15 protein-coding genes are annotated in these 15704 nt (G+C 70.6%); 5 read left to right on the top strand and 10 right to left on the bottom strand.

The genetic code is table 11. The features are described 5' to 3' along the window. Positions 1 to 108: 108 nt before the first annotated feature. From ACGFNV_RS04250 to ACGFNV_RS04240, 3 genes are read right to left on the bottom strand one after another with little or no spacing between them, the layout of a single operon-like run. Positions 109 to 855: a succinate dehydrogenase/fumarate reductase iron-sulfur subunit gene (locus ACGFNV_RS04250; RefSeq protein ID WP_393619222.1), complete on the bottom strand. Its 747-nt coding sequence runs from the start codon at positions 853 to 855 to the stop codon at positions 109 to 111. Continuing rightward, positions 852 to 2798: a fumarate reductase/succinate dehydrogenase flavoprotein subunit gene (locus ACGFNV_RS04245; RefSeq protein WP_393619221.1), complete on the bottom strand. Its 1947-nt coding sequence runs from the start codon at positions 2796 to 2798 to the stop codon at positions 852 to 854. Before ACGFNV_RS04245 ends, ACGFNV_RS04250 begins: the two co-directional genes overlap by 4 nt. Before the next feature lie 2 nt (positions 2799 to 2800). Then, a complete protein-coding gene (locus tag ACGFNV_RS04240) occupies positions 2801 to 3472 on the bottom strand; it encodes a succinate dehydrogenase (protein ID WP_393619220.1) in 672 nt (223 codons plus the stop codon). Between the two features lie 120 nt (positions 3473 to 3592). Here ACGFNV_RS04240 and ACGFNV_RS04235 point away from each other — a divergent pair, with 120 nt between their 5' ends. After that, complete coding sequence (locus tag ACGFNV_RS04235; protein WP_393619218.1) at positions 3593 to 4477, top strand: LysR family transcriptional regulator; 885 nt, start codon at positions 3593 to 3595, stop codon at positions 4475 to 4477. Positions 4478 to 4789: 312 nt separating this feature from the next. On the opposite strand, the gene ACGFNV_RS04230 is transcribed toward ACGFNV_RS04235, so the two are convergent. Beyond that, positions 4790 to 5098: a hypothetical protein gene (locus ACGFNV_RS04230; protein WP_393619217.1), complete on the bottom strand. Its 309-nt coding sequence runs from the start codon at positions 5096 to 5098 to the stop codon at positions 4790 to 4792. Then, positions 5095 to 5925: a phytanoyl-CoA dioxygenase family protein gene (locus ACGFNV_RS04225; protein WP_393619215.1), complete on the bottom strand. Its 831-nt coding sequence runs from the start codon at positions 5923 to 5925 to the stop codon at positions 5095 to 5097. The genes ACGFNV_RS04230 and ACGFNV_RS04225 overlap by 4 nt, the downstream gene beginning before the upstream one ends. A gap of 71 nt (positions 5926 to 5996) precedes the next feature. Here ACGFNV_RS04225 and ACGFNV_RS04220 point away from each other — a divergent pair, with 71 nt between their 5' ends. Further along, positions 5997 to 6803, top strand: coding sequence for a helix-turn-helix domain-containing protein (locus ACGFNV_RS04220; protein WP_393619214.1), 807 nt, complete (start codon positions 5997 to 5999; stop codon positions 6801 to 6803). Here the strand turns inward: ACGFNV_RS04220 and ACGFNV_RS04215 are convergent, their stop codons facing one another. From ACGFNV_RS04215 to ACGFNV_RS04205, 3 genes are all read right to left on the bottom strand, one after another. After that, positions 6804 to 8948 carry a putative bifunctional diguanylate cyclase/phosphodiesterase gene (locus ACGFNV_RS04215; RefSeq protein WP_393619212.1) on the bottom strand — a complete coding sequence of 715 codons (2145 nt, stop codon included), beginning with the start codon at positions 8946 to 8948 and terminating at the stop codon, positions 6804 to 6806. Next, the gene (locus ACGFNV_RS04210; protein WP_393619211.1) at positions 8945 to 9757 is read right to left on the bottom strand and encodes an SAM-dependent methyltransferase; all 813 of its coding nucleotides are present in this window, start codon (positions 9755 to 9757) and stop codon (positions 8945 to 8947) included. Before ACGFNV_RS04210 ends, ACGFNV_RS04215 begins: the two co-directional genes overlap by 4 nt. A gap of 220 nt (positions 9758 to 9977) precedes the next feature. Beyond that, the gene (locus ACGFNV_RS04205) at positions 9978 to 10970 is read right to left on the bottom strand and encodes an SCO0930 family lipoprotein (protein ID WP_393619209.1); all 993 of its coding nucleotides are present in this window, start codon (positions 10968 to 10970) and stop codon (positions 9978 to 9980) included. Positions 10971 to 11720: 750 nt separating this feature from the next. On the opposite strand from ACGFNV_RS04205, the gene ACGFNV_RS04200 reads away from it, so the two are divergent. Together ACGFNV_RS04200 and ACGFNV_RS04195 are read left to right on the top strand one after the other, a co-directional pair. Then, positions 11721 to 11849, top strand: a complete 129-nt coding sequence (locus ACGFNV_RS04200) for a hypothetical protein (RefSeq protein ID WP_393619208.1) — start codon at positions 11721 to 11723, stop codon at positions 11847 to 11849. Between the two features lie 15 nt (positions 11850 to 11864). Continuing rightward, entirely contained in the window at positions 11865 to 12629 is a 765-nt protein-coding gene (locus ACGFNV_RS04195) for a hypothetical protein (RefSeq protein ID WP_393619206.1), read from the top strand. A gap of 74 nt (positions 12630 to 12703) precedes the next feature. On the opposite strand, the gene ACGFNV_RS04190 is transcribed toward ACGFNV_RS04195, so the two are convergent. After that, positions 12704 to 13111, bottom strand: a complete 408-nt coding sequence (locus tag ACGFNV_RS04190) for a hypothetical protein (RefSeq protein WP_393620018.1) — start codon at positions 13109 to 13111, stop codon at positions 12704 to 12706. 771 nt (positions 13112 to 13882) lie between these two features. On the opposite strand from ACGFNV_RS04190, the gene ACGFNV_RS04185 reads away from it, so the two are divergent. Further along, positions 13883 to 14551 carry a class F sortase gene (locus tag ACGFNV_RS04185; protein ID WP_393620017.1) on the top strand — a complete coding sequence of 223 codons (669 nt, stop codon included), beginning with the start codon at positions 13883 to 13885 and terminating at the stop codon, positions 14549 to 14551. 218 nt (positions 14552 to 14769) lie between these two features. Here the strand turns inward: ACGFNV_RS04185 and ACGFNV_RS04180 are convergent, their stop codons facing one another. After that, the gene (locus tag ACGFNV_RS04180) at positions 14770 to 15669 is read right to left on the bottom strand and encodes a polysaccharide deacetylase family protein (protein WP_393619204.1); all 900 of its coding nucleotides are present in this window, start codon (positions 15667 to 15669) and stop codon (positions 14770 to 14772) included. Positions 15670 to 15704 lie beyond the last annotated feature (35 nt).

Here is a 15704-nt window from a genome sequence, read left to right as displayed (position 1 = left end):
GGCGAGCACATGACGGACGGCGGGAGGGAGGATGTGGGGAGGTTGAATCCCAGGAGCGACAAGCCACAGCGCACCCGCACCCCGAAAACGACAGCTCCCCCTACGGCGCTACCGCTTCACCTTCCGCGCAGCCCGCAGCCACTCCCTGTTCATACCCGTGATGGACACCAGAGGGATGCCCTTCGGGCAAGCCGTCGCGCACTCCCCCGCCAACGTGCACCCCCCGAACCCTTCCTCATCCATCTGCGCGACCATGTCCAGCACCCGCGTCTCCCGCTCCGGCGCCCCCTGCGGCAACACGTTCAGATGATTGACCTTCGCCGACGTGAACAACATCGCCGCGCCATTGGGGCACGCGGCCACACACGCCCCGCACCCGATGCACTCCGCATGCTCGAACGCGGAGTCCGCGTCCGGCTTCGGCACGGCCGTCGCATGGGCCTCCGGCGCGGACCCCGTCGGCGCGGTGATGTACCCACCGGCCTGGATGATGCGGTCGAACGCCGACCGGTCCACGACCAGGTCCTTGATCACCGGAAACGCCGACGCCCTCCACGGCTCCACATCGATCGTGTCGCCGTCCTTGAAGGAACGCATGTGCAGCTGACAGGTGGTGGTGCGCTCCGGCCCGTGCGCGTCGCCGTTGATGACGAGCGAACACGCCCCGCAGATGCCCTCCCGGCAGTCGTGATCGAAGGCCACCGGGTCCTCGCCCCGCAGGATGAGCTCCTCGTTGAGCGTGTCGAGCATCTCCAGGAACGACATGTCGGGTGAGATGCCGTCCACGTCGTACGTGGACATGGTGCCGTCGGCGTCGGCGTTCTTCTGCCGCCAGACGCGCAGGGTGAGCTTCATGCGTAGCTCCGCTGGGTGGGGTGGACGTACTCGAAGACCAGGTCTTCCTTGTGCAGGGTGGGGGCCTCGCCCGTGCCGGTGAACTCCCAGGCGGCCGCGTACGAGAACTCCTCGTCCCTGCGGGCGGCCTCGCCGTCGGGCGTCTGGGACTCCTCGCGGAAGTGGCCGCCGCAGGACTCGGCTCGGTGCACTGCGTCGAGGCACATGAGCTCGGCGAGCTCCAGGTAGTCGACGATCCGGTTGGCCTTCTCCAGCGACTGGTTGAACTCCTCGCCGGTGCCGGGCACCTTGATGCGCCGCCAGAACTCCTCGCGGATCTGCGGGATGCGCTCCAGTGCCTTGCGCAGCCCCGCGTCCGTCCGCGCCATTCCGCAGAACTCCCACATGAGTTCGCCGACCTCGCGGTGGAAGGAGTCGGGGGTACGGTCGCCGTCGACGGACAGCAGCAGGTTGAGCCGGTCCTGGGTCTCCGCCAACACCTCCTGCACGACGGGGTGTTCGTCGGTCACCTCGCCCTGGTGCGGGTTGCGGGCGAGGTAGTCGTTGATGGTGGCCGGCAGCACGAAGTAGCCGTCGGCGAGGCCCTGCATGAGGGCGGAGGCGCCGAGCCGGTTGGCGCCGTGGTCGGAGAAGTTGGCCTCACCGATGGCGAACAGGCCGGGGACGGTGGTCTGGAGGTCGTAGTCGACCCACAGTCCGCCCATCGTGTAGTGCACGGCGGGGTAGATCCGCATCGGCACCTCGTACGGATCCTCGTCGGTGATCCGCTGGTACATGTCGAAGAGGTTGCCGTACTTGGCTTCGACGGCCCCGCGCCCCATGCGCTCGATGGCGTCGGCGAAGTCGAGGTAGACGCCCTGCCCGCCCGGCCCCACTCCCCTGCCCTCGTCGCAGACGTTCTTCGCGGCGCGGGAGGCGATGTCGCGCGGGACCAGGTTGCCGAAGGAGGGGTAGATGCGCTCCAGGTAGTAGTCGCGCTCGTCCTCGGGGATCTTGTTCGGCGGCCGGTCGTCGCCCTTGGCCTTGGGCACCCAGATCCGGCCGTCGTTGCGCAGTGACTCGCTCATCAGGGTGAGCTTGGACTGGTGGTCGCCGGTGCGCGGGATGCAGGTGGGGTGGATCTGGGTGAAGCAGGGGTTGGCGAAGTAGGCGCCCCGCCGGTGGGCGCGCCAGACGGCGGTGGCGTTGGAGTTCATGGCGTTGGTCGACAGGTAGAAGACGTTGCCGTAGCCGCCGCTGGCGAGTACGACGGCGTCCGCGAAGTACGTGTCGATCTTCCCCGTGATCAGGTCCCGCGCGACGATTCCGCGCGCCCGCCCGTCGACGACGATCAGGTCGAGCATCTCGGTGCGCGGGTGCATCTCCACGTTGCCTGCGGCGATCTGCCTCGACAGCGCCTGGTACGCGCCCAGCAGCAGCTGCTGGCCCGTCTGTCCGCGGGCGTAGAAGGTGCGGGACACCTGGACGCCGCCGAAGGAACGGGTGTCGAGCAGACCGCCGTACTCGCGGGCGAAGGGCACGCCCTGCGCCACGCACTGGTCGATGATCTCCACGGAGATCTGGGCGAGCCGGTGGACGTTGGACTCGCGTGCCCTGAAGTCGCCGCCCTTGACGGTGTCGTAGAAGAGGCGGTGGACGGAGTCGCCGTCGTTGCGGTAGTTCTTCGCCGCGTTGATACCGCCCTGGGCGGCGATCGAGTGGGCGCGGCGCGGGGAGTCCTGGTAGCAGAACTGGACGACGTGGTAGCCCTGTTCGGCGAGGGTGGCACCGGCGGAGCCGCCCGCGAGGCCGGTGCCCACGACGATCACCGTGTGCTTGCGCCGGTTGGCGGGGTTGACCAGCTTGGCCTCGAAGCGGCGTGTGTCCCACCGTTCGGCCACGGGGCCGGAGGGGGCCTTGGTGTCGAGGACGGGTTCGCCGGTCGCGTAGTCGGTGTAGGTCATGTTCAGCTCACCACTCCGGTCATGACGCCCACGGGTACGGCGATGAAACCGGCCGTGAGCAGCAGCGCGAGGACGTCGGCGACGGTCTTCAGGGCGCGGTCGCGGGTGCGGCTGCCGACGCCGAGGGTCTGGGCGGCGCTCCAGAAGCCGTGCCGGATGTGCAGGCCGAGCGCGAGCATCGCGACGATGTAGATGACGTTGCCGTACCAGGTGGAGAAGGTGTCCACGACGTTCTGGTACGGGTGGCCCTCCTGGAAGCCGCCGGAGTGCACGGTGCCGGTGGTGAGGTCCAGGATGTGCCAGACGATGAACAGGCCGAGGATGATTCCGCCCCAGCGCATCGTGCGGGTCGCGTAGCTCGCCCTCGGCTTCTTGTGCACGTACTTGCTGGGCCGTGCCTTGATGTCGCGGCGGCTGAGCTGGTAGGCGGACGTGGCGTGGGCGACGACGGCGACCACGAGCACGATCCGGACGAGCCAGAGTGTCCACTCGTAGTGCATGAACGGTTCACCCACGGTGCGCAGCCAGTGGGCGTAGTGGTTGAACTCGCCGGCCCCGAAGAAGATCTTCAGATTGCCGATCATGTGGACGACCAGGTACAGCAGCATGATCATGCCGCTGACGGCCATCACGGTCTTCTTGCCGACGGTGGAGTCCCACACGGTGCGTGCCATGGAAGGCCGTCGGTCCGTCCGCGTTGCCAGAGCCATGGCTCAAGACGCTAGGCCCGGCCACCCTGATCGGTCCAAGACATGGTCCGGCTTGATTCCATAGGGAACGCCTATAGTGGCGGGATGCAGTTCCAGCAGCTCCAGTACTTCGTGGCGGTCGCCGAGACCCGGCACTTCACCCGGGCCGCGGACCTCGTCCATGTCGCCCAGCCGTCGCTGTCCCAGCAGATCAAGGCGCTGGAGCGGGAGCTCGGGGCGGATCTGTTCCTGCGGGCGCGGGGCAACATCACGCTCACCGACGCCGGCGAGGCGCTGCTGCCGCTGGCCCGGCGCATCCTGGCGGACGCGGAGACCGCGCGGCACGAGGTGCAGGAGCTGGCGCAGCTGCGCAGTGGCCGGGTGCGGCTGGGGGCCACGCCCAGCCTGTGCACCGGTCTGCTCCCGGACGTGCTGCGCGCCTTCCACGACCGCTATCCCGGCATCCGGCTGCTGATCGAGGAGGGCGGTTCGCACGACCTCGTACGGGAGTTGGCGCGCGGCGCGCTCGATCTGGCCCTGGTGGTGCTGCCACTGCCGACGCCGTCACCGGCGCTGACGACGGTGGACTTGCTGCGCGAGGACCTGGTGGTGGTGTCGTCGCCGGAGGCACGGGCGCCCGGGCGGGGCGGGCGGGTGGTGCGGGTCGCGGAGCTGGAGGGCGAGCGTCTTGTGATGTTCCGGCACGGCTACGACCTGCGGGAGCTGACCGTGGCCGCCTGCCGGGCGGAGGGGTTCGAGCCGGATTTCGCGGTGGAGGGCGGCGAGATGGACGCGGTGCTGGGGTTCGTGCGGGCGGGGCTGGGAGTGGCGGTCGTCCCCCGGATGGTGGCGGCACGGTCCGGGCGGGGCCTGCGGGTGACCCCGCTGGCCCGGCCCGGACTGCACCGCACGATCGCCCTGGCACACCGGAGTGATGTGGCTCCGCCTCGGGCGGCCAGGGAGTTGCAGCGGATGCTGCTCGAGCGGTGAGGGGCGCTGCGCTGCTGCTGCACCGTTCAGGGCAAGCGCCGTTGAGGTCTGCGGCACCGTCGTGGCTGGTCGCGCAGTTCCCCGCGCCCCTAGGGCCTGTCGTTTGGATCAGGCCGGCTGTAAGACGCGGCGCCTTGCAGCCGACCCGAGCGGGGTCTGGTGCGTGCAGCTGCAAGGCGGAGGAGGGCGTCAACGCGATGGGGGTCCCTCCCGCGCGAGCGAAGCCGAGCGTGGGGGAGTTGGCAACCGACGACAACGCGGCAGATGTGCGTGCCGGCCCCCGCGACGCCGGGATGATCCAAACGACAGGCCCTAGGGGGCCTCGGTCTCCACGAGCCTGTCGAAGAAGAACTCGTGCTTGAGGAACGACACGTCGTACTCGCCGCCCGGGTAGGGCGGGATGAGCTGGGCCGCCTGGAACAGGCGCCAGCCGTCGAGCAGCGCGGCCAGGCCCGTCTCGTACGGTGGCTCGTCGCTGTCGCCGGTCGTCGGCCTGGTGCGGCCCGTGCCGTCGTAGACGGACCAGCCGACGACGGACGAGTCCAGCGCCGACGTGGCCAGGTACAGGACCAGGACCTGCTGCCTGAGCGGTGTGGCGGTCATGCGGGGACTGGTGGTCATGCCGGTACCTCCTGCGAGACGTCCGCCTGCGGGCGGTTCGAGACCCGGGTCACCCAGTGGTCCAGGTCGAAGGAGTCGTCACCGGTCAGCGCCCGCCAGAGCATGACCCGGTTGTAGCGCTCCAGACGGCCCGTCGCCGGCTCGTACCACGGGAACACCGTGTCCAGTTCCGACCGCACCCGCGGATCCGCCAGGTCGGCGGTGTCCCACAGCCGCCGCTGCCGGACCACCGGATTGAACCGGATCTTGAACATGTAGCGGGGCGTGTCACTGTCGTTGCGCCGCCCACCGTGCCAGATGCCGTGGTGCAAAAACACCACCGTGCCGGCCGGACAGGTCAAGCGTTCCTGCCCGCGCAGGTTCTGGTAGCGGCCCGTGTCGCTCTCGTTGGTCCGCCGCAGGTGGCTGCCGGGGACGCTCAGCGTGCCGCCCATCTCCAGCGTGACCTCCTGCGGGTAGTACATGAGCTGCACGTCGAACGCGTCCGACCGGACGTCGATGATCGCGTCCCCGTGCAGCGGCTGCGCATCACCTCCGCGCGGCTCGCGGATGTGCACGAAGTGGTGGTCGACGTTCGGCTCCGGCCCCACGAGGCTGTGCAGTGCCCCCGCCACCTCGGGAAGCTCCAGGAGTCGCCGGACGAACGACCCCTCGGGGTACGCCGTCGACACGGGCGTCCCGTACGGCACCGGCGCCACGCCCGCGCTCAGCACCTCCAGCGCCTCGGTGTTCATCCGGGCCGGGACCACGGCGTCCATGCGCAGCGAGCCGCGCGCCACGAAACGGGCCAGGTGGACCGAACTCAGCAAGTGTTCTGTGACTGCCATACCCGGAACGCTAGGCAGCCCAGGCCCTTCGGGGCGTTGGCCCGGCTCACCACTACTGGTAATTTCTCACCATGCAGACGGTTGTCGCCCATCTGGACGCGCCTCCGGTGCTCGCCAGCGTCGGTGTCGGCGTCCACGGTCCCGCCGGGCACACCGACGTCTTCCGGCTCCCCGATCTGTGGCAGCTCCACCTCTACCGCTACGAGGCGGACCTCACGGTCGACGGCACCCCGCACGCCATCCGCCCCGGCCGGGTCAGCCTCGTGCCGCCCGGTGCCACCACCCGGTTCCGGTACCGCGGCCGCTCGGAGCACCTCTACGCCCACCTCCGCCTGCCGGCCACCGGCACGTCCCGCGCGATCCCGGTCATGCAGGACGCCGGAACCCAGCTGCCCGCCCTGACCGCGCAACTGCACCAGGCACTGGCCTCCTGGCCGAGCACGCCCGTCCGCGCCACCGCCGAGGTCTGGGCCGCGCTCTGGCGGGTGGCCCACCTCACCGAGCCTCCCCCGCACGGCGCAGGCGCCGGCCCTCACCCCGCCGTCACCACCGCCATCGCCCACATCGAGGCACACCTGGCCGATCCGCTGACCGTCCCGGGCGTGGCCCGCGTCGCCGGTGTCTCGCACAACCACCTCACGCGGCTGTTCCGCGCCGCCACCGGCGACACCGTCATCGCCTACATCCGGGCCCGTCGGATGGCCCGCGCGCATCACCTGCTGCGCGCCACCACCCTCTCCATCCCGGCCATCGCGGTCTCCGTCGGCATCCCCGACCTCCAGGCCTTCAACAAGACCTGCCGCCGCGAACTCGGCGCCTCACCGCGCGCCCTGCGCCCGCCTCAGCCCTGGACGACGGACAGGACATCGGTTTCGTAGTCACCCCGTCGCGTCCACCAGGGCCAGCTCGTGCAGGCGTTCCGGGGGGCCGGGGCGGGCGTAGTACCAGCCCTGGGCGGTGTCGCAGCCCAGTATCCGCAGTTGTTCGGCCTGAGCGCCGGTCTCGACACCCTCGACGGTGACCGCGAGGTCGAGGCTGTGGGCGAGGGAGACGATCCCCTCGACGATCTTGAGGTCGACGGGGTCGGCCGGGAACTGCTGCATGCTCTGGGTGAAGGAGCGGTCCAGCTTGAGGATGCTCACCGGGAGGCGGCGCAGGTTGGCGAGGTTGGAGTAGCCGGTGCCGAAGTCGTCCAGGGCGATGTCGACGCCCATCTCGGCGAGGCGGCGCAGCGGCTTCAGCAGATCGTCGTCGGCGCCGATCAGCGCCGACTCGGTGACCTCCAGGCACAGCGCCCGGGGCTCCAGGCCCTCGCGCTCCAGGATGTCGATGGTGTCCTGGACCAGCCCTGGATGGCTGAGCTGGCAGGGCGAGAGGTTGACGTTGACGCGCAGCGGGCCGGTGAGCGCGTTCCCGCCGTGCCGTTCTCGCCACTCGCGGGCCTGTCTCACCGACTGCGCCAGGACCCAGCGCCCCAGCGGCACGATCAGCCCGGTGTGCTCGGCGAGCGGGATGAACCGGTCGGGGCCGAGCACCCCGTGCTGCGGGTGCAGCCAGCGCACCAGCGCCTCGGCACCGCGCACACTGCCGTCGCCGAGGTGGACCAGCGGCTGGTACTCGATGAAGAACTCACCCCGCTCCAGGGCGGTCGGCAGCGCCGTGGTGAGCCCGTTGCGGGTGATGGCGCGGGCGTCGGCCTCCGGGTCGGCGAGCTCGAAGCGGTTGCCGCCCGCGGACTTGGCCCGGTACATCGTGATGTCGGCGCTGCGCAGCACCTCCGCGGCGCTGCGCTCTCCCGCCGCACCCTCCACGATGCCGATGCTCCCCCGCACCGTCAGCTCCCGGCCGTCCACACTGACCGGGGCGATCAGCGCGTTCATGATGCGTCCGGCGAGTTCGTCGACCTCGCACCGGGTCTCGGGGCCGGTGGTCAGCGCCACGAACTCGTCGCCGCCGAGGCGCGCCACCATCTCGCCCGGCGCGGTGGCGCAGGACTGCAACCGGTCGGCGACCTCGACGAGCAGCCGGTCGCCGGCGGCGTGGCCGAGGCTGTCGTTGATGGTCTTGAAGCCGTCGAGGTCGAGGTAGCACAGGCCGAAGCGCTGGTTCTCGCCGGCGGCCAGCACCTTCTCCAGGCGTTCGAAGAACAGGGTGCGGTTGGGCAGACCGGTGAGGGCGTCGTGCGTGGCCTCGTAGCGCAGCCGCAGGTTGAGCAGGCGGCGCTCGGTGGTGTCCTCCATGAGGGCCAGCTGGTACCGGGGGTCGCCGTCGGCGTCGCGCAGCAGGGAGACCGTCAGGTTGGTCCACAGGGCCGTTCCGTCGGGGCGGCAGAACGCCTTCTCCACGTGGTAGTGCTCGCGTTCGCCGCGCACCAGCTCCTCGTAGAGCCGCCAGACCTGCGGGGCGTCGTCGGCGTGCGTCCACTCCCGGACGTTGCGGCCGCGCACCGTCTGCTCGGAGCCGCCGAACATGCGCATCAGTGCCCCGTTGACCTGGAGGACGTTGCCGTCGAGGTCGGCGATGCCGATGCCTATGGCGGCGCCCTCGAAGACCGCGCGGAAGCGGGCCTCGCTCGCGTGCAGCGCCTGCGCGACCACGCCCTGCGCCTGCAACGCGGCCTGGGCGATGGCCTCCTGCTCGGCCAGAGTCCGCTCACGCAGCGCCCGCGCGAAGCCGGCGGCCATGGCGTGCTGCAACCGGGAGCAGCGGGTGCGCAGCTCCTCCTGGTGGCCGTCCTCGCCGCAGTAGAGCACGAGGTAGGCGTCGACGCAGTCCAGGCTGTGGCTGAGGGCGTCCGGGTCGGTGCAGTGCGCGTCGACGAGCGCGGCGCCGACGGCCTTCGCGGCCTCGGCGTCGAACGCCCTGGCCCGCAGCGCCTCGCTCAGGCGGCGGGCGAGCGGCAGGAGCCGCTCCTCGAACTCGGGCCGGGTCAGCGAGGTCGACGTCACCGGGAACACCGCCCGGCTCCAGATCGTCGCGAACCGGCGCAGTCTGCCCTCCGGCCCGTCCGGCTCCGCGGTCACGCGGTACGCCCCACGCCCGCGAACCCGGAGAAGGCATAGGGATCCTCGTCCTCCGGAGCCGTCTCCGGCCGCCAGCGCGGCGGCGACACCAGTCCCGGTTCCACCATGTCGTACCCCTCGAAGAACCGCGCGATCTCGTCACGCGAGCGCATGATCAGCGGGTTGCGAATGCCCTTGTACACGTCCACCGCGCCCTCGGCCCGCTCGGGTGCCAGCGGGATTCCCTCGTACGAGGCATGCGTGAGGATCAGCAGGCTGCCTGGCGCGAGTGCCTCGCGCAGCTCGGCCACCGCACCGTACGGGTCGTCCGCGTCTTCCACGAAGTGCAGTATGGCAACGAGAAGCAGCGCCACTGGCCGATTCAGGTCGATCAGGTCGAGAACCTGGGAGTCGGCGAGGATCTCCTGGGGCTTGCGGAGGTCGGCGGCGACGACGGCGGCGTCGGCGTTGCCCGCGAGGACCGCCTGGCTGTGCGCGACGGCCACCGGGTCGTGGTCGACGTAGACCACGCGCGCGCCGGGGCTCGCCGCCTGGGCCACCTCGTGGACGTTGCCGAAGGTGGGGATGCCCGAGCCGATGTCGAGGAACTGGGTGATGCCCTCGTCGGCCGCGAACCGCACCGCGCGGCGCATGAACGCCCGGTTCGCCTGCATGATCTTCGGAAGTCCCGGCATGAACTCCATGGCCTGGCGGGCCGCTTCCCGGTCGGCCTCGAAGTTGTGCGAACCGCCCAGGTAGTAGTCGTAGATCCGCGCGACACTGGGCACCGAGATGTCGATGCTTCGTGGGGCCCAGGCGGGACGCTCCATCTATCTCTCCAAGGCGCTAGGCGATCCGGTGTTCGAGCAGAGGCTACTGATCGCCCGCCAAAAGAACGAGCGGAAACGGAAATTGACCGTCCGTTCCCGGTCACTGCCACGCGTCACGTGCCACGACAGCGGTCCGCCCCCCTCCGTGCGGCGCGGAGGGGGGCGGACCAGGGGTCGGTCACACCGGAGCGGGCAAGGATCGGCCCTGGGGAGGTGATCTCTACTGCGCCGGAGCGCCGACCAGCTTTCCGTCGGGGGCCACGGCGTACCACGTGCCACCGACGCCCTGACCGTTGATGTCGCCGGGGGCCTTGTCACCGGCGAAGGTGTAGATCGGCGAGCAGTTGACCGTCATCTGCTTCACGCCGTTGTCGGGCCGGGTGAAGCTCATCAGGCCCTTCTTCTGGACGCCCTGGGTGTCGTTGACCTCGACCGGCGCGACGACCGGCCACTTGTCCAGGCAGGCATCCTTGCAGTTCGAGACGGGCTTCGGCCACGCCTTGTCCTTGACGAAGCGGTAGACCGTCATGCCGTTCTTGTCGACGACGATCTCACCGAGGTTGGGGTCCTTGCGGGTGGACAGTCCGGGCAGGTCGGAACTGCCCTTCGCCTTCTTGCCGTCGGGGGCCAGCGCGTACCACTTGCCGCCCACACCCTGGCCGTTGACGTCACCGGCGGACTTGTCCTTGGCGTAGCGGTAGGCCGGCCAGCCGCCGATGGTCAGCTGCTTGGTGCCGTCGGCGCGGGTGACCTCGCCGAGCGCGGACTTGTCGATGCCCTCGCCGGCGGCCGCGTCGTCCGCGGGCACGGGCGGCCAGGCCGTCGCGCAGTCGCCGTCACAGTTCGACTTCGGCGGTTCGGCGGTGTCCTGGTCGAACCGGTAGAGGGTCATGCCGTTGCCGTCGGTCAGCACCTCGCCGAGTTCGGCGTTGGTGGACACGGCCAGCTTCCCGGCCCCGACACCCTGCGCGTCAGGCACGGAGGCGGGGGCCGAGGGAGCGGCGGAACCGGCCGCCGCGCCGGCACCGGCGCTTCCGTAGTCACCGGTACCAGCCACGGTGCCGGTACCGGCCACAGTGCCGGCGCCGGCCGCGGCCGTGGCGCCCACGTTCTGACTCGACGCCGAGCCGGATTCCTGACCGCACGCCGTCGTCAGCGCCAGCACGGCCGCAGCGCTCGCCACGAGTGAGGCGCTCCGCCAGGAGGTCTTCATCGTCGTCAACTCCCGTAAATCACAAGGATGTCGCAGCGCCCTGCTGCGCCGCCGCACGGTCATGAGTACGCAGGGAACCCGTGGGTGTGTTCAACGCCGGCACAAATTTCTTTCCAGGAACCGTGAAGGAGGTTCCCGGAGGACCGGCGACGGTCCTCGGAAAGCCGTGCGGCAAACCCCGGGGGCCGAACTTCCCTCGTTCGGGGCAATCTGCTCGCGGTACGGACGCCTGCCCGCGCGCGAGGACTCATGATCTTCGTCGTGCATGCATCCGAACCGACCAGATCCCCTTTTGTCTCAAGGGCGTTGGCCCTGATGACCATGACGTGGATCCTCGTGGGCGCACCGGCGGGCACCGCGTCGGCCGACGCGTGCGCGTCCGCCTCCACGGGTCCGAACGGCATCGAGGTGGTGGCCGTCGCCGGAAGCCACACCTGGCCGACCCCTCCGCCGTGCCCGGTGCCGACACCCCCGCCGCCGTGCCCGACACCGACACCGACACCGACTCCCACCCCGCCGCCGAGCCCCCCGCCCACGCCCACACCCACGCCCCAGCCGTCCAAACCCCCGCCGCCGAGGCCGACGCCCACACCGGCACCCGATCCACCGCCTCCGCCGCCCCCGCCCCCACCGGCACCGCGGCCCGCGGCCCCCCGTCCGGCACCCACTCCGCCGCCGACGCCCACACCGACGCGCACCCCCACACCGTCAGCCACGCCCGAGCCGGCCCCGCGTCCCTCCGTACGGCCGGTGAGCTACCCGGAGTACCACTCCCCGCCGCACAAGGCGCCGGCGCACGGGGGAACGTCGCCCCTCACCCACGTCCTGCTCATCACGGTGCCCGCGGTGGTCGCCGTCGCCGCGCTCCGTCCGCGCTGATCCCTGGAGGAACCCTTGCCGGAATGGCTTGTTCTGACCCTCGCGATGGTTGCCGCGTGTGCCGTGGTGCTCGTCATCACCTTCCTGAGGCACCGCTCGGTGGGCGAGGACGACGACCCGTCCGAGACCCCGGACGTCATCGAGTACATGACGATGTGGATCGGCGTGGTGTACGCCATCGTCCTGGGCCTGGCCATCGCCGGTGTCTGGGAGGCCCGCAGTGTGGCCCAGGACCACGTCCAGGCGGAGGCGCAGGCGCTGCACGAGATCTCGGAGCGCGTCCGCGTCTATCCCGTCGAGGCCCGTGACCGTATTCGGGATGACGTCAACACCTATGTCGGACACGTCGTCACCACCGAGTGGAAGACGATGGCCGACGACGGCCGTCTCACCGAGCGCGGTGACCAGCTGCTGGAGCGCGTCCGCGCGGACGTCACCGACTACGAGCCACAGACGGACTTCGAGGCCCAGGCCTACCAGCCACTCGTCGACCAGGTGGCCGCCGCGGACCAGGCGCGTACGTCCCGCTCGAACTCGATCGAGCCGACCATGCCCGGCGTGGTGTGGTTCGGGCTGATCGCCGGAGCGGTGATCACCATCGGAATGGTCCTCGCCCTCCAGATCAGGCGGACCCCGCGCGAACTCGTCCTCGCCGGGCTGTTCTCCGCGCTGATCGCCTTCCTGCTCTTCCTCATCTGGGACTTCGACGCGCCCTACAGCCGCGGCATCACGGCGTCAGCGGAGCCGTTCCTGGCCCTCTTCCCGGGCGTCAAGGGCTGACGGGCGCCCCACTCGGGGACCGGCCGACATCTCCGCCCCGGACCTTTTCCCGGGATCCGGGGCGGAGACCTGTTTCAGATGCGCTTCTCGGAGCGGCGGCGCAGCCAGAACACGCCACCGCCGATGACGGCCAGGGCCACGAGCCCGCCGCCGATGGCCATGTCGGTCGGCGTCGCCCCGCTGGAGCTGCTGCCGCCGAGACCTCCGCGGACACCGCCGAGGACGGTGAAGGCCGCGTCGCGCGTCAGCGGGGCACGCCCGTTGCAGTTGGCCGTGATGCTGTACGGCCCCGGGTTGGCGTTGTCGCGGATGGTCGCCGTACCGCTCGCGGTCCCACTGGTGCCGCCGACCCGGCGCAGGTTCACCGGCGAGGTGAAGGCCGGGGAGTTGGCCGTGCCGCCGCCCGGGCATCCGTCGACCGTCACCGTCAGCTGACCACCCCGGGCGATCACGCTGGGCATGGCGACGATGTTGCTGGCGATGCCGCTGTTGCCACCGCCGTGCCCATCGTTGCCGTTTCCGCCGGCGTTGCCGTTGCCCCCACCGTTGCCGCCGAAGCCGTTGCCGTTGCCGTCCCCGCGCCCGCCACCATTGCCGCCGTTCCCGTTCCCCCCGAAGCCATTGCCGTCCCCGTGCCCGCCACCGTTGCCGCCGTTCCCGTCCCCGCGCCCGTGCCCGCCACCGTTGCCGCCGTTCCCGTTCCCGTTCCCCCCGAAGCCGTTGCCGTTGCCGTTGCCGCCGACACCGTTGCCGTCGCCGCCGAACCCGTTACCGCCGTTGCCCCCATCACCGCCATTGCCGCCATTGCCGCCGAAGCCGTTTCCGCCGCCGTCGCCGCCACTGTTGACGTAGGCGTTGGCGCCGCTGTTGCCCATGCCGTCCGCGACGGCCGCCGGGGCGGCGAGGCCGAGGACGGAGACCGCGACGGCCGAGACCGCCAGGGCACGAGGAGTACGCATGTGAACCTCCGCGGAAGGCGCCCCGGGACCCGTCCCCGGTCGATCGGCGAGAAAGCGCCTCCCGAAAAAACCCTCAGATGCCTTTCTCGCGCCCGCATTTCGGGAATGGTCCGTCCTGGTGAGATGACACGCCGTCGGAAAACCATTCAAGGCGATATCACCGCAGGTCACAGACCGTCAGAAAATTCTGATCAGCGAGGACTCGGATGGCGCACCGAGCGGCCCGTGGGCCACCCGTTCGCATCTGTCCCCGTCGCCGGTCGCGTGCGGTGGACTTAGCGTTCTTGTATGTCAATGTCTGCGTTCGAGCTGTACGAGGTGGCCGAAGAGGAGGAGCGGCGGAGGAAGCGCGCCCCGTGGGGCGTGACAGCGCTTGTTCTGCTGACTGGTCTCGCGCTCATTCGCAATGGTTCGGGGGAGTTCGACGTCGGCCCTCCGCAGCCCGCGTCGGCGGCCGCCGCGGACAGCCGTACCGCTCCGAGCACCTTCGTCGCCCCGCAGGCGCTGCCGTACGCGGTGCCCGCCCGGGTGCGGATCCCCTCCATCCAGGTGGACGCGCCCGTCACGCCGGTCGGCCTGGACACGGACGGCTGGGTCGGCGCGCCGCCCGCGGAGGACCCGAACCTGGCCGGCTGGTTCACCGGCGCCGTGTCGCCCGGTGAGAAGGGAACCGCGGTCATCGTCGGGCACGTCGACAACATGCAGGGCCCCGCCGTGTTCTACGGCCTCGGGGCACTGAAGAAGGGAAGTCGCGTCGAAGTGGAGCGCGGAGACGGGAAGACCGCCGTTTTCGAGTTCTACGGCATCGAGGTCTTCGCGAAGAGCAATTTCCCCGGCGACCGTGTCTATGCCTCGAAGGGCACCCCGGAACTCCGGATCATCACCTGCGGCGGCGGTTTCTCCAAGCAGAACGGCTACGACGGAAACGTCGTAGCATTCGCCCGCCTGGTCGAGGTCCGCTGAGCGTTCCCCGGCCGGGCGTTCCCGGCCGGGGCGGCGAAGGGCCGTACCGGCCCGCTAAGGGCTGTCCCGTAATCCCTGGTGGATCAGCGTGCGGCGTCAGATGCGGTGCATCGCAAGGCGGAGGGACGTCCGCATACTGGATGTATGCGGACGTCCCGACAACGCGGCGAGGTGCCGTAGCTGTCGTCGCACGCCCGCCAGGGATTACGGGACAGCCCTTAGGCGTACTGCCGGCGCGGGACGGTGATGTGATAGCCGTCGTCCAGCAGTTGCGGGAGATAGGCGCGCAGCGCCCGCACACTCTGCGAGCGGTCGCCCCCGGCGTCGTGCGAGAGCACCACGACACCGGGGGCGGCGCCGTACTCGACCCGGTCGATGATGGTGCGGGTGCCGGGGGTGGTCCAGTCGAGGGTGTCGACGGTCCAGGCGAGCGGTTCCATGCCGAGTTCGGCGCCGAGCTGGAACGCGGCGCGGTTCCAGGCTCCGTAGGGCGCGCGGAACCACTGGGGGCGTTCGCCGTACGCGTCCTCGATGACGTCGCAGGTGCTTTCCATCTCGGAGCGGATGCGTCCTCGGGTGAGGCTGGTCAGCAGGGGGTGGGACCAGGTGTGGTTGCCGACGACGTGGCCCTCGTCGGCCATGCGTGCCAGCAGGTCCTTGTTGTCGGCGGCCATCTCCCCGCAGACGAAGAACATCGCGCGGACGTCGTACTCGCGCAGGGTGTCGAGGATGCCTGGGGTGTAGCGGGGGTCGGGGCCGTCGTCGAAGGTCAGCACCATGGTGCGGCCGCGTCCCGACAGCCGTAGCAGCGGCTCGCGCCGTACGCGGGGGCGGCGCGGGCCGGTGCGCGCCTCGCCGTATCCGGTCAGGGGCTGGAGGCGGTACGTGGAGGGGGTCACCGGGAGGCGGCGCACCGGGGCGCCTCCAGTGGGAGCCGTGGCCCCTCCGGCGGGGGTGGTGGCGCCTCCGCCGGCGGCCGTGGCGCCCCCCGCCGAGGGCTCGGGGCCGGGTCCGCCCGTCGTGCCCAGTGCGAACAGTCCGGCCGTGCCGGCCGCCCCCAGAGCGGCGCCTCCGGCGAGCAACACCCGGCGCCGCGTGAGCAACTGATCCTTCTTCATGACTCATCAGTCGCCCGACAAAAGCCCGGGGCACC

Source organism: Streptomyces sp. NPDC048751 (assembly GCF_043198595.1).
Classification (GTDB): domain Bacteria; phylum Actinomycetota; class Actinomycetes; order Streptomycetales; family Streptomycetaceae; genus Streptomyces.
The sequence above is the reverse complement of the archived record's forward strand: the minus strand, read 5'-3'. Positions and strand labels throughout refer to the sequence as shown.